Raw genomic sequence first — 24,258 nt, forward strand, 5'->3', positions numbered from 1 at the left:
CCACTGTAATCAGACTGTGCCGACACGCGCTGTGCTGCGTCAAGCGGCGCCGATATTCCACTTGAGCACGCTCACCACGGACAACGGTGATACGCCGTCGTCGCGGTCCGCTAGCCGGAGGCGTCAATGCGAACACAGCCGCTGAAGCGTGCTCAGAGATGACACGCTCCACACTCGGCCAGCGACCTGGCCGAGCATTCTTTCCTACTAATGCTTCACTGACTCGCCGTGCACAGCACCGAATACGATTGCGCGGCAATGATCACGCGCAGAAAATAATGACGTACTGCGGCTAGATCACGCGGAGACTGCTTTCCCTCAATTCGCGATCAAATGGGCAGATCAAAATGACAAGATCACAGCAGAACAACATTCATTTCCCCGGAGCCAGAAATGACGAACTCTCCGAAAAAACCAACCCCCATCCCCAGGCAAGAACGCACACCCATGTTGTACAAGATCAGCAGTGTGATGGCGTTGCTGGAAGTTTCCCATGCAACCGTCTATCGCATGGTCGCTAGCGGCCAGCTAGAGTTAATCAAACTCAGCGCCAGAGCGAGCAGAATCACGTCCGCCAGCGTCGCGCGATTTCTTGAAGATCGAGCGCACAAGGACTAAACTTCCTAGCTGGAGCAACGGATTCTCGACCTGGAAAAGGATTGGGATTAAGCACAAAAAAGACGTGACGGTATTTTTCACGGCATTTTTGACGGTATGCCATAGGGATCCAGTAACGGCGGGCGCGGTTTCAAAATGCGCTTCCGGCCCGAGCACCATGAATACGCGTGACACAGTGTTACCCAACATCAAACCCGCTTCTCTCATCGAGATCGCGGGTTTTTTTGTTGCCCTCTGTTTCAGGGCGCGTTACCGGGCTGATCTTATGTTTTTTAACAAACCCATCAGAATAATGCGCAAACTCCCTGGGAAGCTTGACACGAATAAAGATGCAAAATAGTCTACTTATTTAGAGCATCGCCCTGGCGATCATAATTTAAGAGACGGCAATGAGAAACAGCTTCCAAAAGAAGACGCTGCTTGCGGCGGCTTTGTTCTATTCCACCCTCAGCGCCCACGCTCAGCAAACCACGGCACCGGAGACAGCACAGCGCGTGGTCGTCACCGGCCAGAAAAACGCATCCGGTTGGTTCAAGGCCGTCAGCCAGCACTTCATTGTTTTCTCCAACACCAGCAACGACGACGTCCGGCAGCTGCTGGACAATATGGAAAAGCTGGACTACGTGCTGCGGATTTATACCCACGACTTCATCAGCGCCAGCCCCTCGCGGCAAAAAATGACGCTGTATTACCACGACGGCATGGTGGGCTTCAACGCGGCCGTCCGCGACGAGCCGGAAGAGGCCGTCGGCCTCTACAACAGCTGCGGCGGGGGCGTACAGGGCTACGGCGTCCAGCTGGAGCGCGTGGCGAGTTTGAGCAATCAGCAACTGGCGAAGCATGCGCTCAACAACACCCTGTCCTACGCTTTCGAGGCGTATGCGCGCCACTTCCTTTATCGCTATACCGATATCCGCTCGCCGTCCTCTTACATTGATGGCTTTGCCCAATACTTTTCGGCGCTGCGCTTCACCGACAATCAAATGTCACTCGGCCGGGTGCCGCGCGGCGTGTCGCGCTATATCTATTTCATCGACAGCGGCCACAGCTACCGCCTGAAATATCAGGACATACTCGACCAGGCCGAGACCAAGGACCCGCTGCCGGCCGAGCGCCTCGAATTCCTGGCCAAGTCCTGGGTGCTGACCCATTACATGATGTCGTCCATCGACAACCAGTCGAAGCGGAACAAGTACCTCAACCTCGTGCACCAGGACGTCCCCGCCGGCAAAGCCTTCGAGGAGGCCTTCGGTGTGAAGGTGACCGACCTTGACACCGCGATGTGGCGTTACCGGCTCAAGGGGGTGGAGGTGAATCAGGTGGAGATACCCGAACTTCCGGTCGCCTCGATCGAGTTCACCAGCCTGCCTGAAGCGGTCACCGACTTCGTGCTGGCCGAGGCCGCCCTGGCGTCGTGCCCGGATAAAAAAGCCGGCCTGGCCTTGCTGCGGACAGTGACCCAGCATCCGGGCGGCATACCGAATAACGACGCGGCCAGGCTTACCGTGAGCCGGGCGCAGATCAACTGGGGCAATGCCGGGGACGCGCTGCCCTATCTGACCGAAGCCACGCGCAAGGACGCCGGCAATGCCGAGGCGCTTACGTTGCTCGGCCTGGCGAATCTGCGACTGGCCGAGCAGCACAAGGATGCTGAGCGCGCAGCGTATCTTCAAGCCGCGGGCGCACATCTGTCGCGCGCCCGCAGCCTGGCCCCAAAATCGGCCGAGGCGGCGTTCGCGTTTTACCAGGTGCAGATGCGCGCGGACGCTCAACCGAGCCAGCAGGCATTGGACGCGGCGATCTCCGCCTGGCACAACGCGCACGAGGTCAACCAGTATGCGCGCTCGGCTGCGCTGGCGCTGGCCTATCTTGGACGTGGGCCCGAAGCGGACAACGCCTTGACGCTGCTGGCGCACAATGCGCGCGATCCCGACATGGCCGGTTGGGCGAAAACCTGGCAAGCCAGGCTGTCCACCAGCGTCGCCCGCGCCGATCTGGTGGCGGAAATGCGCAACGAAACCTCCGGCGCGTTCAAGGAATGGACCGTCGCCAGCGAAGACCTGATGCGGATTGTGGAATACAACGCGGGGATTGAAGACAGCCGCAAATATCTCGACGCGCTGCGCATGTCCAGCCCGATATCGGAGAAAAGCCAGCTTATTACTCCGAACAGGAGATAGCAGGCTCCACAATCAATCCGCCGCGTAAGCCAGCTTGGCCGGCAGCACCAGGTGCCATTGGGTGCCGTCGGCGCCACTGGTCAAGGTCAGCGCGGCGCCGATACGTGCAGCGCGTTCGCGCATGCCTATCATGCCGAAGTGGCCGCTCAGGTGGCCAGCTTGCTGCACTTCCGCGGCGATGCCATGGCCGTTGTCGCAGATCGTCATCGTGAATTCATCCTTGCCATAAGCGACGCCGAACGTGACTTCCGTCGCGCCGGCATGGCGCGCCGCGTTCAGCAAGGCTTCGCGCGCGATCGCGAACAGCTCTTCAAACACCACCGGATGGAAGCGCAGCGCCTTGCCGCCGCATTGCGTCACCAGCATCGTGCCCTCGCCGTACTCGCCGCGCACGGCCACGCTCACCGCCGCCACCAGCTCGGGCTGGCGCAACGTGCTCAGGCGTAGCCCCTGCACGCGGTCGCGCCCCTCGGCCAGCGCCTGTTCCGCCAGTTGCAGGGAGCGCTCCATCTCTTCCTTGGCCGGCTCGTCCGCGGGCAGGCGCTGGAACGCCATGTGGATTTTCAGGATCAAGCCGTGCACCGTCTGCAGGAAGGTGTCGTGCAGCTCGCGCGAGATGCGTTCGCGTTCGTCGAGCCGCTCCTCGAAGCGCGCGCGGATCTGCCGGTCCACCTGCGCCAGCCGCAGTTTGTACAGTCCCCACAGCGCCATGCCGAACAAGGTGACGCACAGCGCGCGGAACCATTCGGTCTGGTACGGCGCCGGCTCGACGACGAATTGCGCCGTCGTCTCGCCAGTGCTCCACACGCCGTCGTTATTGGCGGCGCGCACCTTGAAGCGGTACTCGCCCGGCGGCAGGTCGGTGTAGGTGGTGCTGCGGCTGGTGCCGGCCTCCTGCCAGTCGCCGTCGACGCCGTCGAGCCGATAGCGGAACCGCATCCGCTCCGGCATCGTCAGGCTCAGCGCGGTGTAGTCGATCTGCACGCGCGACGGATGGGGCGGCAGCCTGGCGATCGCGCCATCGTCCAGCGGGTAGACCACGCCGCCCGACGTGATGCGGCGTATGAGCACCGGTGGCGGCAAGGTGTTCTTGTGCGCCCGGGCCGGGTCCAGCCAGAACACGCCGGCGGTGGTGGTGAACCACAGCCTGGCGTCGCTGCCGGCCACGGCGGACGGCAGCGGCGCGCTTTGCGTGGCCGCGCCGCGCAGGCCGTCCTTGTGATCGAGGCGCTGGAAGCGCACGCGATAGCCGGGATCGCGCGCCGCACGCTCCAGTTCCGCGTCGTCGATGGCGGTAATGCCGGCGATGCCGTTCATCCACAGCGTGCCCCGCGCATGGAACATGCCGGATACGCCGTACAAGCCATCCCCGCCCACGCCGGTCACGCGCTGGAACTTCGCGCCGTCGAAGCGGAACAAGCCGTTCTCGCCGCTGACCAGCATGTCCTTGCCGACTTGCAGCATCTGCAGCGCGACGCCAACCTGCAGGCCGTCTGCCTCGCCGAACACGCGCAGCCTGCCCTGGTCCAGCACCGCAACGCCCTTTGTGCCCAGGCCCAGCCACATGCGTCCCTCATTGTCGCGGTACAGCAGGTTGGCGAGAGTCGGCTCGGGCACGCCGGCGGGCCGCAGCCACGCGCCGTCGTGCAACTGGTAGACGCCGCGGCTGCGCACCGCGACCCACACATCGCCGGCGCGGTCGCGCGCGATGCTGTAGATATTCAGTCGCGGCGGCAGATTGTCCGGCAAGGGCAGGCGCTCGCGCTTGCCGTCCTGTTCATGCCACAGGCCGCTGCGCGTCGCGGTCCACAGGCTGTCCGGCGTTTCGCGCCACAGCACGGTCACCTCGTCCAGGTCGGATTCGCTTTCCGGCGGCAGCGTGGCGAAAGCGGCGCGCTGCGGCGCGGCCAGCAGCGTCTTGCCGACCCACAGTCCGCCGTCCGGGGCCGAGGCGATGGCGGCGCTGTCGCCATGCACCTGCGGCAGCGCGACGCCCGACAACAGCTGCGGCCGGAAGCGGTCCAGTCCGTTCTCGGTGCCGATCCAGACATTGCCCTCGCGGTCCTGCAGGATGAAGTTGGGCATTGCGCCGCTCAGGCCCTGCGCCATACCGAAGTTTGCGCTGGCGCCTTCCGGGCCGACCCGCGCCACGCCGCTGTCGCCGACCACCCACAGATGCCGGCCATCGCGTTCGAACAACATGGTGCCGCCGGCGTAGCGCGGCGCCGGCCAGCCGGGCGCTGGCCGGCCCACGCCGGGCCCGGCCAGCGCCGTGACCTCGGCCTTGGGCCCGCCCACGCTCCACACGGTGCCGTCCGGTCCCTGCGTCAGCCGGCCTATGCCGGCAGGACCGGCGAGCTTGGCGAATCCGGATGCCCCCGCCGCCAGCTCGTAGGCGCCGCTCTCGCACTGCGCCCACAGGTTGCGCTGGCGGTCGCGCAACAGGGTGCACATGGTTTCCGGCGCCTTGAACTGCGGCCCGGCCTTTGCCCAGCGCTTGCCATCGAACAGCCACAAGCCGCGCGCCGTGGCCAGCCACAGGCGACCGGCGGCGTCCTCCTCGAAATCCACCGAGCTGCTGGGCGGCAAACCGTCTTCCTGGCCGTAGTTGCGGACCTTGCCGTTCTGCCAGACGCTGGCGCCGCCGTGCCGGTAGCCTATCCACAGAGCGCCGGATTCGAGCAGACGCATGCCCCATAAATTGTTGGAACGGAAGCGCTCGCCCTTGCCTTCGAAGCGCTCGAAGGTCACGCCGTCAAAACGGTACAGGCCGCTCGACGCGGCCAGCCACAGCCAGCCGTCCGGCGTCTGCGTCATCGCGATGATGTAGGGCGGCGCGCCGTCCTTGGCGGTCCAGCTGGTATGGTGGGCGTCGATGGGCAGCGCCGGCGTTGCCAGCGCGTGGGCCTGCATGCAGCAGGCCAGCAGCAGCGCGCAGGCCGCGCGGAATATGACAGTCGGTGGTTTCATGGCGCCATTCTATCTGTGAGACATCCGCGCTCGGCTAGAATAGAGCGATGCCTCCAGCCAAACTTCCCAAATTCCCCGGCCCGCTGACCGCGCGCGGCGCCGTACTGGCCATACTGATTTCCGATGAAGACCAGACCGGCGCGCCGCCGCTGCAAGGCCGCACGTCGCTGGCCGCCATCGTCAAGACGCTGAAACGCAAATACAACTGGCCGATCGAGATCAGCAGCTTCCCCTCCAACAGCGGCGACGGCCGCGCCACCTGGGCCACCGTCTACAGCCTGCCGCCGGCCGTGATCGCCAAAGCACTCGACAGCGGCGGGCGCGAATGGCTGGAACGGCGCGATGCGGCCAGGGCCGCGCCGTAACAATTGCTTACTCTGGAAACACTTTCTGCGTCACCGCCGGTTCTCCCCGGCTCGTTATAGGAGCAAGCGCCACCGAGGCGTATCACAGGAGAGAACAACATGACCACCACCACCACCCGTATCCACCCAATGATGGCTGTTGCCGCCGTCTCGCTGACCCTGGTCAGCCTGGTCGGCGCCGCTTCGATCGCCGGCCTGCTGCCGAATTCGCACGCATCGGTCGACACCGCCCCGACGGCCGCGACCACCATGCCGCCAGCCACGCAGCAACTGGCCGCCCAGCCTGCGGCTCCGGCAGCTCCGGCGGTGGTGCAGCATCGCACCGTGGTGCATCACACCTACGCCCCCAAGCCTGTCAGCCAGAACGACGGCTATGCCCAATCGTCGCCAGCCCCGGCTCCGGCACCAGCTCCGGCGCCGGCCGCCCAGAACAGCCCGCTCGGCATGGGTCTCGGCGCGGTGGTCGGCGGCTTGATCGGCAACCAGGTCGGCGGCGGCAAGGGCCGTACCGTGGCGACCATCGCCGGTGCAGTCGGCGGCGCCTACGTCGGCAACGAAATCGCCAAGAAAAACCCGTAACAGTCCGGCGGATCCGCTCCGGCCTTGAGCAGGTTCAAGGCCGGAATTTATTTCCCGGTGGAAAATATGACATAATATATGCCGCATCATCCACCGGACAATATTGTCGTCATGACCACGCCCATCGAACAACACGAAGACCCCCGGCAATTTTGGGAGCAGCGCGTCAAGGCCAGCCGCTGGCTGATCATGAAGACGTCCATGCTGGGCGCGCTGGCGGCCGTCCTCGGCGTGCTGGGCCAGGGCTGGCTGGAAGACGCCAGTCCGATCTTCCCCTTCATCAGCCAGAACTACGGCATCTGGCAGGGCGGCTACCTGCTGGCCCTGCTGGTGATCTTCCTGATCTGGGCGGCGGCCATGCTGCAAAAGATGAGCCTGCTGCAGAACAGCAAGCAGGGCCGCGCCATGCAGCAGCGCATCGACGAACAGAACGAGCGCATCGCGCAAAAGAAGCTGGAAGCGAAAGAACGCCGTGAACAGGAACTGAAGGAAAGGGAAACCTCCCCTTCCTTCTTCAAGAGTTCCGCCCGCAGCACCAAGTTCGACTACTAACTCACTCGTAGCGCAGGCAGTCCACCGGCAGCAGCTTCGACGCCCGGCGCGCCGGATAGAAGCCGAAGAACACCCCCACCAGGCTGGAAAATCCGCAAGCCACCACCACCGCCTGCAGCGTGATGAAGACGTCGAACTTGCCGGTCGACGTGATCGCCGCCGCCGCGCCGGTGGCCAGCAGTATGCCGAAGATGCCGCCCACCAGGCAGATCACCACCGCCTCCGTCAGGAACTGCAGCAGCACGTCGCGCGGCTTGGCGCCGATCGCCATGCGGATGCCGATCTCGCGCGTGCGCTCCGTCACCGACACCAGCATGATGTTCATGATGCCGATGCCGCCGACGATCAGCGAGATGGCGCCGATCAATCCCAGCAGGGCCGCCAGGCCGGCGCTGATCTTCTGCGCCGTCTCGGCGAACGAGGCCAGGTTGTCGATGCGGAAGTCGTCCGGCTGCTCGTACTTGATGTGGTGGCGGTCGCGCAGCGTTTCGTTGATGTCCTGGATCGCATCCTGCAGATTGCCGCCGGACTTGCCCTGCGCGACCACGTAGTGCACGTTGCCGGGGAACGGCAGCCGCACCAGGTTGGCCGCCGACGCCGTGATCGGCACCAGCACGTAGTCGGACAGGTCGCCGCCGTCCACCTGCTTGCCCTCCCCGTACAGCACGCCCACCACCTGGAACGACACGTTCTCGATGCGGATGTACTTGCCCAGCGGGTCGACCTTGTAGAAGAACTGGTCGGCGATCTTTTTGCCGATGACCACCATGCGCGAGGCCGCGCGCACATCGGCCTCGCTGAAGGCGCTGCCCTTGTCGACTTTCCAGCCGCGTATCTTGAACATGGCCGGCGTCACGCCATGCACCGTCTTCGACGCGTTCTCGTTGCCCACCGCGAGGTTGAAGCCGCCCTGCAGCACCGGAGCCGCGCCGGCCAGCGACGGCAGCGCGTTCAATGCCGCCGCATCGGCCATCGTCAACGCAGGCGCAGCGCCGCTGCGCATGCGCTGCTGCTGCGCGCGGTCGCCGCCCGGCGAGACGAACAGCATGTTGGTGCCCAGCTGCTCCAGCTCCTTGGCGATGAAACGCTTCATGCTGTCGCCCACCGCCAGCAGCAGCACCACCGACGTGATGCCGATGATGATGCCCAGCATGGTCAGCAGCGTACGCAGGCGGTTCGCCATCATCGAGCGAAACGCCTCCACCACTATCTGTAAAGGATTCATATGATTTATATAGTTATCGGTTCGTGGCGGGTCACCGACTCCGCCCCCAGCAGTTTCAAGCCTTCGGCGGCGGGACCGTCGTACAGCACATGGCCGTCCTTGAGCCGCATCAGCCGCTTGGCGTAGGCCGCGATATCCGGTTCGTGCGTCACCAGCAGGATGGTGATGCCGCGTTCCTCGTTCAGCTGCTGGAACGAGCGCATGATCTCCTCGCTGGTCTGCGTATCGAGGTTGCCGGTCGGTTCGTCGGCCAGGATCAGCGGCGGATCGCCGACCAGCGCGCGGGCGATCGCCACGCGCTGCTGCTGGCCGCCGGACAGCTGGTTCGGCGTGCGCTTCGCATACTCCTTCAGGCCCACGCGTTCCAGCTCCACCAGCGCCTTGGCGTGCGCCTTCGAGCGCGACACGCCGGCATAGATCAGCGGCAGCGCCACGTTCTCCGCCACGCTCATGCGCTTGATCAGGTTAAAGCTCTGGAACACGAAGCCGATGGTGCGGTTGCGGATGGTGGCCAGTTCGGCGCGCGACAGGGTCAGCGTGTCGACACCGTTCAGATGGTAGCTGCCGCCGGTAGCCTGGTCCAGGCAGCCGAAGATGTTCATCAGCGTCGACTTGCCCGAGCCGGACTGCCCCATCACGGCGAGGAAGTCGCCGCGCGGCACGGCCAGGTCGATGCCGAACAGCACCTGCGTTTCCACGTTGCCGGAGAAGTAGCTCTTGGTGACCTTGCGGATATCGATCAGCATTTCCGGCGCCGTCACATGTCACCCTGCTTGTCGTTGATCGCGCGGGTGATGACCTTGTCGCCCTTTTTCAATTCGCCGCCCAGCACCTCGGTGTAGCGGAAATTCGACAGGCCGATACGGATGTCCCGGGACACCGGCTGGTTCTTGGCGTCCAGCGTGTAGATCTTGAACGAGCGCGCCAGCTCGCTCTTGCTGCGGAAGGCGGCGTCGTCCTCCGGCGGCTGCGCTTCGGCGACGGCGGCGGCCGATGCGGAGGCGCTGGCCGAAGCCGAAGCCGATCCTCCTGCGGATCCTGCGGCGGCCTTGGCCAGCTTGGCCTGCTTCTCCACTTCCTCGTCGCTGAGGCGGAAGCGCAGCGCGGCCGTCGGGATGCGCAGCACCTGCTGGCGGTTGCCGACCAGCAGCCGCACCTGCGCCGTCATGCCCGGCTTGAGCAGCTCTTCCTTGTTGTCCACGTCCAGCACCACGTTGTAGGTGACCACGTTCTGCACCACGTTGGCGGCGAGGCGGAACTGGCGCATGCGCGCGGAAAATTCCTTGTCAGGATAGGCGTCGACGACAAAGCGCGCCTCCTGCCCTTCCTTCAGCGAACCGACATCCGCCTCCGACACGCTGGTGTCGATCTGCATCTTGGTCAGGTCGCGCGCGATCTGGAACAGGGTCGGCGTGGTGAACGAGGCCGCCACCGTCTGCCCCAGGTCCACCGTGCGCTTGATGATGACGCCGTCGATCGGCGAGCGGATCACGCTGTTGTCGAGGTCCGCCTGCGCGCGCGCCAGCTGCGCCTGCGCCAGCTGGATGTTGGCCTGCGCCACGTCGACTTCGCGCTTGGACTGGTCCAGCGCCAGCGGCGAGATGAAGCTCTGCGTCACCAGCGTCTGGTTGCGCTGGTGCGTGGCCTGCGCCAGCCGCAGGTTGGCCCGCGCCGACGCCAGTTGCGCCTCGCCCTGGCGGATCTGCGCGTTGAAGATGGTCGGGTCGAGCTTGAGCAGCACCTGGCCCTTTTTCACGTGATCGTTGAAATCCGCCTTCAATTCGCTCACCGTGCCCGACACCTGCGAGCCGATGTTGATCAGCGCGACCGGGTTGATGGTGCCGGTGGCCGTCACCGTCTGCGTGATGTTGCCGGTATCGGCGGCGGCGACGCGGAAGCGCGGCGGCTCGACCACCGGAGTCTTGCTTTTGGAATACCAGGCGGCGCTGGCGCCGCAGATGATGAGCAGGCCGACGGCCAGCACGATTTTCTTCTTGGTCAGGAAAGCCATCGTTTCTGTAAGTCCCATAGGTGAAATCCGGCGATATGCGGATCAGCACGGCAAGTATTATTGAGTTTTGCAAAATATGCAATCAGGCCGGCGCAAGGCCATCCCTCCCTCAGGGGAGAGGCAACCACTACCAATGGGCGTACCCGCGGCCGCGATTCGATCCTACGATGGTTCACCTCTTCCACTTCAAAAGGCAGGACATCATGAACAATAACGATAAAGAGCAGGTCAATCCATCGCGCCGCTCCGCCATGGTCGGCAGCGCGGTTGCCGCAGCCGCCGCAGTCGCCACCGCGCTGCCGCTGGCGGCTGTCAGCACCGACAGCCAGGCCGCCACCGGCAAAGTGGCCAAGACCGCCAGCACCATCACCACCCGCGACGGCGTCGAGATCTATTACAAGGACTGGGGTCCGAAGACCGGCCAGCCGGTGGTGCTGAGCCACGGCTGGCCGCTGAACGCCGATAGCTGGGAATCGGCGGCCTTCCATCTGGCCAACAACGGCTTCCGCGTCGTCACCCATGACCGCCGCGGCCATGGCCGCTCCAGCCAGCCCTGGGACGGCAACGACATGGACCACTACGCCGACGACCTGGCGCAGCTGATCGAGGCGCTGGACCTGAAGAACATCATCCTGGCCGGCTTCTCCACCGGCGGCGGCGAGGTGGCGCGCTACGTGGGCCGCCACGGCACCAAGCGCATCGCCAAGCTGGGCCTGATCTCGGCCGTGCCGCCGCTGATGCTGAAAACCGCGACCAACCCGGGCGGCCTGCCGATCGAAGTGTTCGACGGCATCCGCGCCGCCTCGGTCGCCAACCGCGGGCAGCTGTACCTGGACCTGGCGTCCGGCCCGTTCTACAACTACAACCGCCCGGGCGCCAAGCCGTCGCAGGGCATCATCCAGGCGTGGTACGCGCAGGGCATGCAGGCCGGCCACAAGAACACCTACGACTCGATCAAGGCGTTCTCGGAAACCGACTTCCGCGACGACCTGAAAAAATTCGACAAGCCGACGCTGATCATCCACGGCGAGGACGACCAGATCGTGCCGATCGACGCCGCAGGCCGCGCCTCGGCCGCCATCGTCAAGCATGCCAAGTTGATCACCTACCCGGGCGCGCCGCACGGCCTGACCGACACCCACAAGGACAAGTTCAACGCCGACTTCCTGGCCTTCGCCAAGTCCTGATTTGGCGCCATAACCACACTCTCCCAAAAACCCGCCGGCACTGAACGCGATCTTGAATGCGTTCGGGCCGGCGGGTTTTTTTTGTGCTATGGTTTCTTCTACCATGATGCAACTGTTCTCTCCTCCCGACAACTCGGCGCTGATCCACTACGGAACCTACACGCCATCGCTGGTGCTGCTGTCGATAATGGTTGCCATCTTCTCATCATGGATGGGATTACAAGTCGCCGCGCAGGCGCAATCGGCCGGCACGCGCGGACTGCGCACCATCATGCTGTGCACCGGCAGCCTGGCGCTCGGCTGCGGCGTGTGGTCGATGCACTTCATCGGCATGCTGGCCTTCGACCTGTGCACCGCCGTCGACTACGACCAGGGCGTGACCATGCTGTCGGTACTGCCCAGCCTTGGCGCGTCCTACATCGCACTTTCCATCATCAGCCGCCAGCGCATCAACGCCGCGTCGCTGATCGTCGGCGGCATCCTGGTGGGCGCGGGCATCGGCGCCATGCACTACACCGGCATGGCCGCCATGCGCACGGCGCTGGACCTGCGCTACGATCCGCTGATGTTCGGCCTGTCCATCGTGGTGGCCGTGGTGCTGGCCACGCTGGCCCTGTGGATACGCTTCGGCCTGCGCACGCTGCGCGCCCGTGTGAGCGGCAGGACGCTGGGTCTGATCAGCGCCAGCGTCATGGGCTGCGCCATCGCCGGCATGCACTACACCGGCATGGCGGCGGCACGCTTCGTCGGCCAGCTGCCGCCCGGCAGCGCCGCACCCCAGCATGGCAGCACCTTCCTGGCGCTGGCGATCACCCTGATCACGGTCGCCATCACCATCTTCATCATGTCGGCCAACGGCTTGCTGCGCTACCGTGAACTGTTCCGCCAAAAAAGCGAGAGCGAAAGCTGGATGCGCGCCCTGCTCACCACCACCGTCGACGGCGTGGTGACGGTCGACCGCGACGGCGTGATCCATGAGTTCAACGCGTCGGCCGAGCGCATCTTCGGCTGGACGCGCGGCGAAATCGTAGGCCGCAATATCCGCATACTGATGGCCGACGTCCAGCGCTCCGAACACGACGGCCTGCTCAACTACCTGCGCACCGGCGAGGCCGGCGCGCCGGGCAAAGGCAGCGAAGTGATCGCCCTGCGCAAGGACGGCAGCACGCTGCCTATCCGCCGCGCGCTGGGCCATGCCCGGCTGGCCCAGCGCGACCTGTTCGTCCTCTTCATCACCGACATCAGCGAGCGGCGCGCCATCATGCAGGCGCTGCGCGACAGCGAGCTGCAATTCCGCTCGCTGATCAGCAACATCCCCGGCATTTCCTTCCGCAGCAGCATGCGCTTCGACGCGCCGCCCGTGTTCGTCAGCGACGGCATCGAGCGCGTGGCCGGCTATCCCGCCAGCGATTTCGTCGGTGAGCATCGCACCCGCACCCTCGGCTCGCTGATCTGCGAGGAAGACCGCGCGCGCGTGGCCGAGGAGATCGCCCGCAGCGTGGCCGCGCTGTCGCCCTACCAGGTCGAGTACCGCCTGCGGCACGCCGACGGCAGCGTGCGCGCGATGTGGGAGCACGGCGCCGTCACCCAGGACGAGAGCGATCCGACGATACGCTGGATCGACGGCGTGATCCTCGACATCAGCGAGCGGCGCGAGATGGAGCAGCAACTGCGCAAGGCCAAGGAGACGGCCGAACAGGCGGCGGCGGCCCGCGCCAGCTTTGTCGCCAACATGAGCCATGAAATCCGCACGCCGATGAACGCTATCCTCGGCTTCACCGACGTGCTGCTCGACACCGAACTCGATGACAGCCAGCGCCGCCACCTCGACACCGTGCGCAAGGAAGGCCGTTCGCTGCTACGCCTGCTCAACGAGATCCTCGACACCGCCAAGCTGGACAAGGGCGCGATGGAACTGGAGCCGGACGACTACAGCCTGCTCGGGCTGATCGACGAACTGGCCTCCACCTTCGGCAGCAACGCCCGCGGCAAGGGTCTGACGATCGACATCGTCTACGATCCTGCGCTGCCGGCCTGGCTGCACGGCGACGAGCTGCGCATGCGCCAGATCCTGGGCAACCTGCTGGACAACGCCATCAAGTTCACCGCGGCCGGCAAGGTCGGCCTGCACGCCGGCGTGCGGCAGGGGCAGCTGCACATCGCCGTGCAGGACACCGGCATCGGCATCGCGCCGGAGCGGCTCGATGCGATCTTCGATCCGTTCACCCAGGCCGACGTCTCGATGACGCGGCGCTTCGGCGGCACCGGCCTGGGCACCACCATCAGCCGCCAGCTGGTGGCGCTCATGGGCGGCAAGATCTGGGCCGAGAGCGCGCCCGGCGAGGGCACCACCTTCCACGTCACGCTGCCGCTGGAGCCGGCCCGCAACGATGTGGCGCAAGGCGGCGAACGCGTCGACTATCCGCTGCCGCCGCTGCACATCCTGGCGGCCGACGACGTGCCGCAGAACCTGGAGCTGCTGTCGCTGCTGCTGGCCAAACGTGGCCACACGCTCGATACCGCCTGCGACGGCGCCCAGGCGGTGCGCCTGACGGCCGAACGGCGCTACGACGTGGTGCTGATGGACGTGCAGATGCCGCAGATGGACGGCCTGGCCGCGACCCGCGCGATCCGCGAGCGCGAACGCGCAACGCAGGCGCCGGCACTGCCAGTCGTGGCGATGACGGCCAGCGTGCTGGCGGCGCACCGCGAAGCGAGCAGCGCGGCGGGCATGCAGGGTTTCGCGTCCAAGCCGGTGGACTGGCACGCGCTGTCGCACGAGATCGCGCGGGTGATGAAGCTGCCGGCGCTGGAGCCGGCCGCGCCCGCGCCCGATGCGCCGGTGCGCCAGCGGGTATTGAACCAGAAGGCAGGCCTGCAGCGGTGGTCCGGTCAGCTGCCGGTGTACCAGCAGGCGCTGAAACGCTTTGCCGCCGACTACACCAGCGCCGCCACCACGCTGGGCAAGCTGCTCGCATCCACCAGCGATGTGCGCCTGGACGACGCGCAGGCGTGGTGCCACAAGATACGCGGCGTGGCCGCCAACCTGGGCCTGGAGCAGCTGACCGCCACCCTGGGACAGATTGAAAAACTATGCGGCTCGCCGCACGACGGCGGCACCCTGAACACCGAACTGACGCGGGCCCAGCGCACGCTGACGGCACAGCTGGACGCCGCGCTCAGCGCCATCCACGCCGCCGTGGCGGCGGGCGGCACGGCCGCCGCAGATGCTGGCGCTGGGGCCGGTGTGAGCGCAGGCGCCGGCGGCGCGGCGGTTGGCGACGTCAAGACTTACGACCCTGCAGCCACGCGCCAGAAAGCGTCGGCCCTGCTGCCGTCGCTGCAACGCGGCGCGCTCGATGACTCCAAGCTGACGGAACTCGCATCCAGCCTGGCCGGAGCGCCCGCCACGCAAACGCAGCAGCTGGCCGAGCTGCAAAACGCCCTGAACGATTTCGACTTTCCGCTGGCGCAAGGCGCGCTGCAGGAGTTGCTGGCCAGCCTGGCCACGGAGAACCCATGATCACCATCCACCAACCCAACCAGCCACTGATCCTCGCGGTCGACGACGAAGCCAGCAACCTGCAACTGCTGCGCCACATCCTGCAAGACCAATACCGCCTGCTGTTCGCCAAGGACGGCCCACGCGCGCTGGAGCTGGCGCGTCAGGAAAAGCCGCAACTGATTCTGCTCGACGTGATGATGCCGGGGATGACCGGCTACGAAGCTTGCGTCAAAATGAAGGCCGATCCGGCCACCGCCGCCATCCCCGTCATCTTCGTCACCGCCCTCAGCGACCCCGACGACGAAGTGGTCGGCTTCGAGGCCGGCGCGGTCGACTACATCACCAAGCCGGTCAGCCCGCCCATCGTGCGTGCGCGCGTGCGCACCCACCTGTCGCTGGTGCACACCGACGAACTGAAACAGACGCGGCTCGAAATCGTCCAGCGCCTGGGCCTGGCCGCCGAGTACAAGGACAACGAAACGGGCCTGCACGTGATCCGCATGAGCCACTACTCGCGCATTCTCGGCCGCGCGGCCGGCATGAGCGAGGCCGAGGCCGACGACCTGCTGCACGCGGCGCCGATGCACGATGTCGGCAAGATCGGCATCCCGGACAGCATCCTGCGCAAGCCCGGCGCGCTCGATCCGGACGAATGGAAGGTGATGCAATCGCACGCCACCATCGGCGGCGACATCATCGGCCGGCACGCGCAGGGCATGCTGGCTATGGCGCACGCGGTCGCCATGACGCACCATGAAAAGTGGGACGGCAGCGGCTATCCGAACGGCCTGGCGGGCGAACAGATACCGCTGGTGGGGCGCATCGTCGCCATCGCCGACGTGTTCGACGCGCTGACCTCGGCCCGCCCCTACAAGCCGGAGTGGCCGCTGGAAAAGGCTGTCGAGTATCTGGAACAGCAGCGCGGCAAGCACTTCGACGCACAGCTGGTCGACCTGTTCCTGGCGCAGATGCCGGCGCTGCTCGAAGTCAAGCAGCGCTGGGCGGAACAGACCGTCGCTCCGGCCCCGGCCTGAACTTCAGGCCACCAGTCGCGGTTGGCGCCCCGCCAGCTGGGCCATCACGCTGACCAGGTGGTCGATCTGCGCCCTGGTATGGCCGGCGTTCATCATGAAGCGCAGGCGCGCCTGGCCGACCGGCGCCGCCGGGAACTGGATCGCATCGACATGGATGCCTTCCTTGCGCAGCGCGATCGCATAGCGCTGGCAGGTTTCCGCATCGCCGATCAGCACCGGCACGATAGGCGTGGCGGTGGACATGATGGTGTAGCCCAGCGGCGCCATCCGTTCGATGAAGTAGCGCTGGTTGTCCCACAGGCGCTGGCGGCGCTGCGGTTCTTCCTCCAGCAGATCCAGCGCCGCCAGCAGCGCGGCCGCCTGGTCCGGCGGCGGCGGGCAGGTGAAGCCGTAGGCGGAGCTGGTCAGCCGGATCACGTCCGCCACGTCGCGCTCGACGGCGACGAAACCGCCGATCGAACCGAGCGCCTTGCTCAAGGTCCCCATCTGCATGATGCACGGGCTGTAGCAATTGAAGTGCTCCGACGTGCCGCCGCCGTTGGCGCCCAGGATGCCGGTGGCGTGGGCGTCGTCGATGTACAGCAGCGCGCCGTAGCGCTCGGCCAGCGCCACCAGCTCCGGCAGCGGCGCGATGGTGCCTTCCATGCTGAACACGCCGTCGCTGACGATGATGGGCGTGGTGCCCTCGCCTGCGCCGGCCTGCAGCAGCGACTCCAGGTGGTTCATGTCGCAGTGGCGGTAGTTGTAGCGCAGCGCGCCGGACATCTGTATCCCCTCGCGGATGCTGATGTGATTGAACTCGTCCGAATAGTAGGCGTACTTGTGGCGCCGCTTCGCGCGGAAGCCGTGCAGGCGCGCCAGCGTGGCTGCCTTGACGATCGACGACAGCACGCCGATGTTGGCCATGTAGCCGGTCACGAACAGCACCGCGTCGCTCTTGTGCTTCAAGGCGCCGAGCCGCGCTTCCAGCGTGCGGTACACCTCCAGGTCACCGCCCAGCAGGCGCGATTCGCAATTGCCCACGCCGTAGCGGTCCAGGCCCTGCTTGGCCGCATCCACCAGGCGCGGATGATTGGCCAGCGCCAGGTAGTTGTTGGTGCTGAAGGACACCACGCTCTCGCCGCGCGTGACGAAGACGGGGTCGGGCAAGGTGCTGTGCACCGACGAGTTGTGATAGATGGGATGATGCTGCAGCCAGTCGGCGATATCGCTTAAATCGTGCATGATGGGATGATCCTGTGAAGATCGCCCCATGTTAGCTGCCCCCGGCTTGCCGCAAGATTGCAGCCGCATTACCGATAGGAGAGCTACAGGAAAACTACAGCGCGACCGGCAGCAGGATGCGCGCCACCAGTCCCGGCGCGCCGTCCTCCAGCACCAGCGAGCCGCCGTGCGACATGGCGGTGGCGCTGACGATGGCCAGTCCCAGGCCGTTGCCGGGCATATGCCGGCTGTCGTCGAGGCGGTAGAAGCGCTGCGTGACCTTGCCGCGCTCCGTCTCCGGGATGCCGGGGCCGTTGTCGTGCACGGCGATCGAGGCCTGGCCGTGATACAGGCCGGCGCGCACGCGGATCGCGGCACCCTGCCCCGCATACTTGATGGCGTTGTCCAGCAGGCTGGCGACGGCGCTGGCCAGCAGGTTGCGGTCGCCGTCGACATACAGGTGCTCGGGCGCATCCACCGTCAGCGTCACGCCGCTGTCCTCGGCGCTGGCTTCGTACATCTCGCCGATGTCGGCGGCGATGTGGCCAAGGTCGAGCCGCTCGAACAGGCGCGCGCGCATGCCCGATTCAGCCTCGGCGATCTGCAGCAGGCGCTCGAACAGGCGTATCAGGTCGTCGATATCGTCGATGGCGGCGTGCGCGGCGCCGCTCAGGCCCGGCACCGTGGCCTGGTGGCGCAAGGCGTCATCGAGCTTGCTGCGCACGCGGCTCAGCGGCGTGCGCAGGTCGTGGGCGATGGCGTTCGACACGTGGCGCACGCCTTCCATCAGCAGTTCGATCCGGTCCAGCATGCGGTTGATGTCGCGGTTGAGCAGCGCGAATTCGTCGTTGCCGCTGACCGGCACGCGCGGACTGAGGTCGCCCGTCTCGATCTGCGCCGCCGTGCGGCGGATCGCCCCCAGGCGGCTCTCGATGGTGCGCCGGAACAGCAGGGCGCCGGCCACCGTCAGCAGCAGCGACACGCCGGCGCCGGCCAGCAGCGCGCGCCAGATCACGTCGCGCACTTCCTCCTGTTCGCTCAGGTCGCGGCCGACGATCAGCACGCCGCCGCCGTCCAGCGGCCGCAGGTACAGGCGCGCCGTGGTGGGACGACCGTTGCGCGTGACCACGGCGCTGACCAGCGGCGGAGTGTCCGCATCGGCGGCGGCGACGGCGTCGACCGCAGGCCACGTGCCCAGGTTGCCGGCCACCGGCGCGCCGGCGGCGTCCAGCAGCTGGAAGATTTCACGGTCGCTGTCGATGCCGTCGTCCAGCTGGCGCCGCACTTCGGCCAGCAGCACGCCGCGATGGCGCCTGCCCGCATGTTCGATCAGGCGGTCCGATTGGGCGACGATCTTGCCGTCGATGTCGCGATCGAGCACGCCGACGGTGCCGGTGTAGAACACCGCCGACACCAGCACGATGGAGGCCGTGCCCAGCAGTCCGTAGCCCAGCACCAGCTTGGCCGCGATCGATGATGCAGGCAACGATGGCAGCTTAAGCAAGCCCGCGCTCCGTGCCGTCTTCCGGCGGCGCCGCCCCCATGCGGTAGCCGACACCGCGCAGCGTATGGATCAGCATGACGGGGAAATCCTTGTCGACCTTGGCCCGCAGGCGGCTGATCTGCACGTCGATGACATTGGTCTGCGGGTCGAAGTGATAGTCCCACACCGATTCCAGCAGCATGGTGCGGGTCACCACCTGGTTTACATTGCGCATCAGGTATTCGAGCAGCCGGTATTCGCGCGGCTGCAGCGTGATGACCTTGCTGCCGCGGGTGACGCGCAAGGTGCGCAAGTCCAGCTTCAGGTCCGCCACCTGCAGCTGCGAGCTGTCGGCGCCGGGGGCGCTGCGGCGCAGCAGCGCCTCCACCCGCGCCAGCAGCTCGGAGAAGGCGAAAGGCTTGGACAGGTAGTCGTCGGCGCCGCCGCGCAGGCCGGAGACGCGGGCGTCGATGGTGGTCATGGCGCTGACGATGATGACGGGCGTGGCCTTGCCCAGCGCGCGCAGCTTGTCGACGATGGTCAGGCCGTCCACGCGGCCGGGCAGCATGCGGTCGAGGATGATGACGTCCCAGTCGTCGCCGACGGCCAGGTCCAGTCCTTCGGGCCCGTTGTCGCGGGACGTAACCAGATAGCCCGCCTCGCGCAGTCCCTTGCAGATGTAATTGGAGGTTTCGGCTTCGTCTTCGATGACCAGGCAGCGCACGCGGTACTCCGTAATTCAGGATGGTGGCAGGTATTGTAACCTGCGTATAACCCGCGGAGCACGGTGGTGAACTCCCGCCCGGACGACGTCGTTGCGTCGCACAGCGGTTGGCGCCATCATGGTAGCGTCATCTCTGGGGACCGTGGCCAGAGCGCGGAGTTCGACTGCCATGGTAGCCGCGCGTGCCTGTTCAACCCTTGCGCCAGATCAAACAGCGCGCTTGCGGCCCGCTTCCCGGCCATCGGCCAGCTCATGGTACAGCGCGGCATAGCTCTCGGCCATTTTCCGCGCCGTGAACAGCTCCCAGTAGCGCGCTTCGGCGCGGCGCCCCATTTCGGCGGCGCGTTCGGGCTGCTCCCACAGGGTGCGCATCGCCTCGCCGAAGGCTTGCGGATCGTCCGGCGGCACCACCAGCCCGGTCTCGTTGTCGATGTTGATGTAGGTGGTGCCGGTGCCGATCTCGCTGGAGATCATCGGCTTGCCGTACATCGCGCCTTCCAGCAGCGAGATGCCGAACGCCTCCGAGCGCAGGTGCGACGGGAAAGCCAACGCGTAGCACAGCTCCAGCAGCGCGACCTTGTCTTCCTCCTCCACCGCGCCGACGAACATCACGTGCGCCAGGCCCAGGCGCTGCGCATGCTCCTTCAGCTCCTGCTCGATCGGGCCGGCGCCGACGATCACCACCGGATAGTCGAGGTTGGCCATCGCGTCGAGCAGGATGTGCAGGCCCTTGTAGTAGCGCAGCACGCCGACGAACAGGAAGAAGCGCTCGCCGCAGAGGGCGCGCCATTTGTCCTTGACCGCCTCGGAAGGCTTGGGATAAATGGTCTTGTCCAGGCCATAGGTGATGGTGCGGGTCTTGTGTTCGAAGCGCTTGAGCACCGGCGACGAGGCCAGGTAGTTGGGCGAGGTGGCGACGATGGTGCCGACGCTGCGCAGGAACTGCCGCTTGAGCGGGCCATATACGCGCAGCAGGTTCTTCTGCCGCACGATGTCCGAGTGGTAGGTGACCACGCTCGGCTTGTCGATGCGCGCCATGAAGTGCGCCAGGTCCATGAACGGCCACGGGAAGTGATAGTGGATCACGTCCGCCTCGCGCGCCAGGCGCGCCAGCTTGCGGATGGCCGCGAACGAAAAACCGGTCGAGGCGATTTCGAAATCCAGCGGCGCGCGGTGCACGGTGTGGCCTTCGAACTCGATCTGCGCCGGACCGCTGTCGCGCGTCAGCGTCAGCACTTCGTTGGTCACGCCGAGGCGGCCGGTGCCCACGCACAGCTGGCGTATCACCTGCTCGATGCCGCCCCATGTATCGGGATAGTAGGTCTTGTAGAAATGGAGGACGCGCATAAGGGATTTAGTGGGATAAGACTTGACGATACACGGCGACGGTACGGCGCGCCGCTTCATCCCATGTCAGTTCCAGCGCGCGGCGGCGGCCGGCGGCGATACAACGGTTGCGGACGGCGTCGTCGCGCACCAGCGTGGTCATGGCGGCGGTCATTTCCGGCACCGACAGCGGATCGAATTCCAGCGCCGCGCCCTGCGCCACTTCCGGCAGCGAGGTGGCGTTGGAGGTGGCCACCGCCACTCCGCTGGCGAAAGCCTCCACCAGTGGCAGGCCGAAGCCCTCGTGCAGCGACGGGAACACGAAGGCGCCCGCGCCCGCGTACAGGTGTTGCAACTGGGCGTCGTCGGTCAGCTTGTCGAGCCAGATGACGTTTTCGCCCTGCTGCTGCGCGGCCTTGATGCGCTTGACCAGTTCTTCGCTGCGCCAGCCCGGCGCACCGACGATGACCAGCTGGCGCGCGGAGCGCAGCACCGGCGGCAGCGCCAGATAGGCTTGCAGCAGGCGCTCGACGTTCTTGCGCGGCTGCAGCGTGCCGATAAACAGGAAGTAGCCGGCGTTCAGGCCGTACTGCGCCAGCGTGGCGTCGCGCGCTTCGACGGGCGGCGCGTCGAACCACTCGGCGCGCACGCCGTGGTGCACCACGCTGATCCTGCGTTCGTCGACGCCGAAGCATTCGACCAGCTCGTGGATCGAGTAATGCGAGCCGGTGATCACATGCTGTGCCTTGCGCGCGGCCTTGGCCTGCAGCCAGTTCTTCACGCCGCGCATTTTCGGGCTGCACCACTCGGGATGCGAAATCGGCAGCGCATCGTGCAAGGTCGCCACCACCGGGCAATCCATGCGCACGATGCGGTAGTCGGTGGCGTGGAACAGGTCCAGCGGCGGCGCGTTCCTGCCCATCGCGCGACTCACGTTCAGATGCACCGAGGACGGCAGCAGCAAATCGCCCAGCGTCGCCAGCGGGAACGACAGCGGCAGCGCGCGGCCGACCGTCAGCCGCCGCGCATCGCCCGGCGGGGCAAAGGAAAACGGCAGCACTTCGACGCCGGCATGAGGCAGGTGTTCGAGCAGGGCGCGGCTGTAGACGCCGATGCCGTCCAGGCGGCCGCCGGTCAGCGCCGGTTCGGCCGTGGTGGTGGAAAGGCCGATGCGCAAGGCCTCGCCGGATACGGCGGCGCTCACGCCGAATACATCCAGCGCAGCGTGTCGGCCAGCGGTACGCGCGCCAACGGGCCGGTGGCGGCCACCAGGCGGCTGTTGTCGCCGACCAGGCGCACCACTTCATTGGCGCGCACGAAGGCCGGATTGACGTGGACGTTGATCTTGTAGCCGGCGATGTCGGCCATCATGTCCAGCGCCTCGCCCAGCGAATACGCGTGGCCGGAGCAGATATTGAAGGCTAGTCCCGAGGTCGCGGGGCGGGCTGCCAGCAGCTTGCGGTAGCTGGCAGCGACCATGCGCACGTCGGAAAAGTCGCGCCACACGTGCAGGTTGCCCAGCTCGATGTCGGCGGCCTTGCGGCGGAAGTGGCCAACGATTTTCGGCAGCAGGAAATTCTCGTGCTGGCCGACGCCGGTGTAGTTGAATGGACGGACCACGATCAACGGCAGCTTATCCTGCCACAGCCTGGCCATGTATTCCATGGCCAGCTTGCTGACCGCGTAGTCGTTGGCCGGCGCGGCCGGCACGTCCTCGTGGATCACGCCGACGTCGGTGTTGCCGTAGATGTTGGCGCTCGACGCCAGCAGCACGGCCGACGGTTTCTGCTCCAGCGCGGCCAGCGCCTCCAGCAGGTTGCGGGTGCCGGCCACGTTGACGCGGTAGATTTGTTCGACATCGCCATGGCCGACGAAGGCGATGGCGGCCAGGTGGGCCACCACGTCCGGCCGCACCTCCTGCACCATGGCCGCCATGGCGGCGCGGTCGTTGAGATCGATGGCGAACTGACGCTCGCCGGGGACATGACCGGGGGTGATGGTGCCGTACACCTCGTAGCCGGCGGCCTGCAGTTCCTGTTCGACGTAGCGGCCGGTGAAGCCCGCCAGGCCGGTGATCAGCGCGCGCTTGCCTGCACCTTCGGCGGCCATCGTCGCCGCCTTAGAAGGAGAAGCCGGCTTTGTTGCGGCGCAGGTCGGCCTCGACCATCATCTGGCACAGCTGCTCCAGCGTGGTCTTCGGCTTCCAGCCCAGGTCCGCCAGGGCCTTGGCCGGATCGCCGATCAGCAGCTCCACTTCGGCCGGACGGTAGAATTTGGGATTGACGCGCACCAGCACCTTGCCGGTCTTCTTGCAGGTGCCGATTTCATGGTCGGCCGCGCCGCTCCACTCGATGGCGACATCGACGGCCTTGAACGCCATGGTCACGAAGTCGCGCACGGTCTCGGTGCGGTTGGTAGCCAGCACGTAGGTGTCCGGATGGTCGGCCTGCAGGATGCGCCACATGCCTTCGACGTATTCCTTGGCGTAGCCCCAGTCGCGCTTGGCGTCCATATTGCCCAGTTCGAGCACGTCGAGCTGGCCCAGGTGGATCTTGGCCACCGAGTCGGTGATCTTGCGGGTGACGAATTCACGGCCGCGCAGCGGCGACTCGTGGTTGAACAGGATGCCGGAGCAGCCGAAGATGCCATACGATTCGCGGTAGTTCACGGTCATCCAGTGGGCATACAGCTTGGCCACGCCATACGGGCTGCGCGGGTAGAACGGGGTATCTTCCTTCTGCGGCACGGCCTGCACCTTGCCGAACATTTCCGAGGTCGACGCCTGGTAGAAGCGGATCTTCGGATTGACGATGCGGATTGCTTCCAGCAGGTTGACCGGGCCGACGCCAGTGATTTCCGCCGTGGTCACCGGCTGCTCGAACGAGACGCCGACAAAGCTTTGCGCCGCCAGGTTGTACACTTCGTCCGGCTGCGCGTTCTGCAGCAGGCGGATGCTCGAGCCGAGATCGGTCAAATCGTATTCCACCAGGTTCAGGTTCGGGTGCGACTGGATGCCCAGTTCCTCGATACGCCAGAAATTGACCGAGCTGGTACGGCGATAGGTACCGGTGACTTCGTAACCCTTTTCCAGCAGCAGTTCCGCCAGATATGCGCCGTCCTGGCCGGTGATCCCCGTCACCAGGGCTTTTTTTATTTTCTGCATGGTGAATACAATCCAAATTCGTTAAAGACTCGACAAGCCGCGTATTGTAACAGAGCGCATGTGGCGCACTTCTCACCAAATGTCTCAATTACATCCCTTACATCTTGTTACAGATCAACAAAAAAGGGCCGGA

General features: G+C 65.8%; 19 protein-coding genes. 8 read left to right on the forward strand and 11 right to left on the reverse strand.

Going from position 1 to position 24,258, the window contains the following annotated elements; all coding sequences use genetic code 11:
- Positions 1-393: 393 nt before the first annotated feature.
- Both ABWW33_RS09715 and ABWW33_RS09720 read left to right on the forward strand, forming a co-directional pair.
- Entirely contained in the window at positions 394-618 is a 225-nt protein-coding gene (locus tag ABWW33_RS09715; protein WP_353401135.1) for a helix-turn-helix transcriptional regulator, read from the forward strand.
- A 389-nt stretch (positions 619-1,007) separates the two neighbouring features.
- Entirely contained in the window at positions 1,008-2,798 is a 1,791-nt protein-coding gene (locus tag ABWW33_RS09720; RefSeq protein WP_353401137.1) for a tetratricopeptide repeat protein, read from the forward strand.
- 12 nt (positions 2,799-2,810) lie between these two features.
- Here the strand turns inward: ABWW33_RS09720 and ABWW33_RS09725 are convergent, their stop codons facing one another.
- On the reverse strand, positions 2,811-5,768 hold the full coding sequence (locus ABWW33_RS09725; RefSeq protein WP_353401139.1) for a sensor histidine kinase: 2,958 nt from the start codon (positions 5,766-5,768) through the stop codon (positions 2,811-2,813).
- A 47-nt stretch (positions 5,769-5,815) separates the two neighbouring features.
- On the opposite strand from ABWW33_RS09725, the gene ABWW33_RS09730 reads away from it, so the two are divergent.
- The 3 genes from ABWW33_RS09730 (at position 5,816) to ABWW33_RS09740 (ending at position 7,264) form a co-directional block, all read left to right on the forward strand.
- On the forward strand, positions 5,816-6,133 hold the full coding sequence (locus tag ABWW33_RS09730) for a hypothetical protein (protein WP_353401141.1): 318 nt from the start codon (positions 5,816-5,818) through the stop codon (positions 6,131-6,133).
- 99 nt (positions 6,134-6,232) lie between these two features.
- Complete coding sequence (locus tag ABWW33_RS09735; RefSeq protein ID WP_353401143.1) at positions 6,233-6,712, forward strand: glycine zipper 2TM domain-containing protein; 480 nt, start codon at positions 6,233-6,235, stop codon at positions 6,710-6,712.
- A 78-nt stretch (positions 6,713-6,790) separates the two neighbouring features.
- A complete protein-coding gene (locus tag ABWW33_RS09740) occupies positions 6,791-7,264 on the forward strand; it encodes a hypothetical protein (protein WP_353401144.1) in 474 nt (157 codons plus the stop codon).
- A gap of 1 nt (position 7,265) precedes the next feature.
- Here the strand turns inward: ABWW33_RS09740 and ABWW33_RS09745 are convergent, their stop codons facing one another.
- The 3 genes from ABWW33_RS09745 to ABWW33_RS09755 are packed head-to-tail and all read right to left on the reverse strand — an operon-like array spanning position 7,266 to position 10,518.
- Entirely contained in the window at positions 7,266-8,450 is a 1,185-nt protein-coding gene (locus ABWW33_RS09745) for an ABC transporter permease (protein ID WP_176652336.1), read from the reverse strand.
- Between the two features lie 44 nt (positions 8,451-8,494).
- A complete protein-coding gene (locus ABWW33_RS09750; RefSeq protein ID WP_176652335.1) occupies positions 8,495-9,235 on the reverse strand; it encodes an ABC transporter ATP-binding protein in 741 nt (246 codons plus the stop codon).
- Positions 9,236-9,246: 11 nt separating this feature from the next.
- A complete protein-coding gene (locus ABWW33_RS09755; RefSeq protein ID WP_353401146.1) occupies positions 9,247-10,518 on the reverse strand; it encodes an efflux RND transporter periplasmic adaptor subunit in 1,272 nt (423 codons plus the stop codon).
- Positions 10,519-10,703: 185 nt separating this feature from the next.
- Between ABWW33_RS09755 and ABWW33_RS09760 the strand changes: the two genes are divergently transcribed.
- The 3 genes from ABWW33_RS09760 (at position 10,704) to ABWW33_RS09770 (ending at position 16,226) form a co-directional block, all read left to right on the forward strand.
- Positions 10,704-11,687, forward strand: a complete 984-nt coding sequence (locus ABWW33_RS09760; protein WP_176652334.1) for an alpha/beta fold hydrolase — start codon at positions 10,704-10,706, stop codon at positions 11,685-11,687.
- Positions 11,688-11,790: 103 nt separating this feature from the next.
- Positions 11,791-15,210, forward strand: coding sequence for an MHYT domain-containing protein (locus tag ABWW33_RS09765; RefSeq protein ID WP_353401148.1), 3,420 nt, complete (start codon positions 11,791-11,793; stop codon positions 15,208-15,210).
- Positions 15,207-16,226: an HD domain-containing phosphohydrolase gene (locus ABWW33_RS09770; protein ID WP_353401150.1), complete on the forward strand. Its 1,020-nt coding sequence runs from the start codon at positions 15,207-15,209 to the stop codon at positions 16,224-16,226. The genes ABWW33_RS09765 and ABWW33_RS09770 overlap by 4 nt, the downstream gene beginning before the upstream one ends.
- Before the next feature lie 3 nt (positions 16,227-16,229).
- On the opposite strand, the gene ABWW33_RS09775 is transcribed toward ABWW33_RS09770, so the two are convergent.
- The 7 genes from ABWW33_RS09775 to gmd all read right to left on the reverse strand — a co-directional run bounded on the left by ABWW33_RS09775 (position 16,230) and on the right by gmd (position 24,125).
- Complete coding sequence (locus ABWW33_RS09775; RefSeq protein WP_176652331.1) at positions 16,230-17,450, reverse strand: aminotransferase class I/II-fold pyridoxal phosphate-dependent enzyme; 1,221 nt, start codon at positions 17,448-17,450, stop codon at positions 16,230-16,232.
- Between the two features lie 94 nt (positions 17,451-17,544).
- Positions 17,545-18,933, reverse strand: coding sequence for a sensor histidine kinase (locus ABWW33_RS09780; RefSeq protein ID WP_353401152.1), 1,389 nt, complete (start codon positions 18,931-18,933; stop codon positions 17,545-17,547).
- Positions 18,926-19,636: a winged helix-turn-helix domain-containing protein gene (locus tag ABWW33_RS09785; protein ID WP_176652330.1), complete on the reverse strand. Its 711-nt coding sequence runs from the start codon at positions 19,634-19,636 to the stop codon at positions 18,926-18,928. The genes ABWW33_RS09780 and ABWW33_RS09785 overlap by 8 nt, the downstream gene beginning before the upstream one ends.
- Positions 19,637-19,843: 207 nt before the next feature.
- A complete protein-coding gene (locus ABWW33_RS09790; protein WP_353401154.1) occupies positions 19,844-20,983 on the reverse strand; it encodes a glycosyltransferase family 4 protein in 1,140 nt (379 codons plus the stop codon).
- Between the two features lie 7 nt (positions 20,984-20,990).
- On the reverse strand, positions 20,991-22,166 hold the full coding sequence (locus ABWW33_RS09795; protein WP_353401155.1) for a glycosyltransferase family 4 protein: 1,176 nt from the start codon (positions 22,164-22,166) through the stop codon (positions 20,991-20,993).
- Positions 22,163-23,071, reverse strand: a complete 909-nt coding sequence (locus ABWW33_RS09800) for a GDP-mannose 4,6-dehydratase (RefSeq protein ID WP_353401157.1) — start codon at positions 23,069-23,071, stop codon at positions 22,163-22,165. Before ABWW33_RS09800 ends, ABWW33_RS09795 begins: the two co-directional genes overlap by 4 nt.
- 10 nt (positions 23,072-23,081) lie before the next feature.
- A complete protein-coding gene (gene gmd, locus ABWW33_RS09805; protein WP_176652326.1) occupies positions 23,082-24,125 on the reverse strand; it encodes a GDP-mannose 4,6-dehydratase in 1,044 nt (347 codons plus the stop codon).
- Positions 24,126-24,258 lie beyond the last annotated feature (133 nt).

Source organism: Duganella hordei (assembly GCF_040369125.1).
Taxonomy (GTDB): domain Bacteria; phylum Pseudomonadota; class Gammaproteobacteria; order Burkholderiales; family Burkholderiaceae_D; genus Rugamonas; species Rugamonas hordei.

Excerpts from the sequence above, each read along its gene's own strand:
- ABWW33_RS09725 (WP_353401139.1), bottom strand. The coding sequence starts at position 5,768 with ATGAAACCACCGACTGTCATATTCCGCGCGGCCTGCGCGCTGCTGCTG.
- gmd (WP_176652326.1), bottom strand. The coding sequence starts at position 24,125 with ATGCAGAAAATAAAAAAAGCCCTGGTGACGGGGATCACCGGCCAGGAC.
- ABWW33_RS09760 (WP_176652334.1), top strand. The coding sequence starts at position 10,704 with ATGAACAATAACGATAAAGAGCAGGTCAATCCATCGCGCCGCTCCGCC.
- ABWW33_RS09740 (WP_353401144.1), top strand. The coding sequence starts at position 6,791 with ATGCCGCATCATCCACCGGACAATATTGTCGTCATGACCACGCCCATC.
- ABWW33_RS09735 (WP_353401143.1), top strand. The coding sequence starts at position 6,233 with ATGACCACCACCACCACCCGTATCCACCCAATGATGGCTGTTGCCGCC.
- ABWW33_RS09765 (WP_353401148.1), top strand. The coding sequence starts at position 11,791 with ATGATGCAACTGTTCTCTCCTCCCGACAACTCGGCGCTGATCCACTAC.
- ABWW33_RS09715 (WP_353401135.1), top strand. The coding sequence starts at position 394 with ATGACGAACTCTCCGAAAAAACCAACCCCCATCCCCAGGCAAGAACGC.
- ABWW33_RS09790 (WP_353401154.1), bottom strand. The coding sequence starts at position 20,983 with ATGCGCGTCCTCCATTTCTACAAGACCTACTATCCCGATACATGGGGC.
- ABWW33_RS09720 (WP_353401137.1), top strand. The coding sequence starts at position 1,008 with ATGAGAAACAGCTTCCAAAAGAAGACGCTGCTTGCGGCGGCTTTGTTC.
- ABWW33_RS09775 (WP_176652331.1), bottom strand. The coding sequence starts at position 17,450 with ATGCACGATTTAAGCGATATCGCCGACTGGCTGCAGCATCATCCCATC.
- ABWW33_RS09770 (WP_353401150.1), top strand. The coding sequence starts at position 15,207 with ATGATCACCATCCACCAACCCAACCAGCCACTGATCCTCGCGGTCGAC.
- ABWW33_RS09800 (WP_353401157.1), bottom strand. The coding sequence starts at position 23,071 with ATGGCCGCCGAAGGTGCAGGCAAGCGCGCGCTGATCACCGGCCTGGCG.
- ABWW33_RS09750 (WP_176652335.1), bottom strand. The coding sequence starts at position 9,235 with ATGCTGATCGATATCCGCAAGGTCACCAAGAGCTACTTCTCCGGCAAC.
- ABWW33_RS09745 (WP_176652336.1), bottom strand. The coding sequence starts at position 8,450 with ATGATGGCGAACCGCCTGCGTACGCTGCTGACCATGCTGGGCATCATC.
- ABWW33_RS09755 (WP_353401146.1), bottom strand. The coding sequence starts at position 10,518 with ATGGGACTTACAGAAACGATGGCTTTCCTGACCAAGAAGAAAATCGTG.
- ABWW33_RS09730 (WP_353401141.1), top strand. The coding sequence starts at position 5,816 with ATGCCTCCAGCCAAACTTCCCAAATTCCCCGGCCCGCTGACCGCGCGC.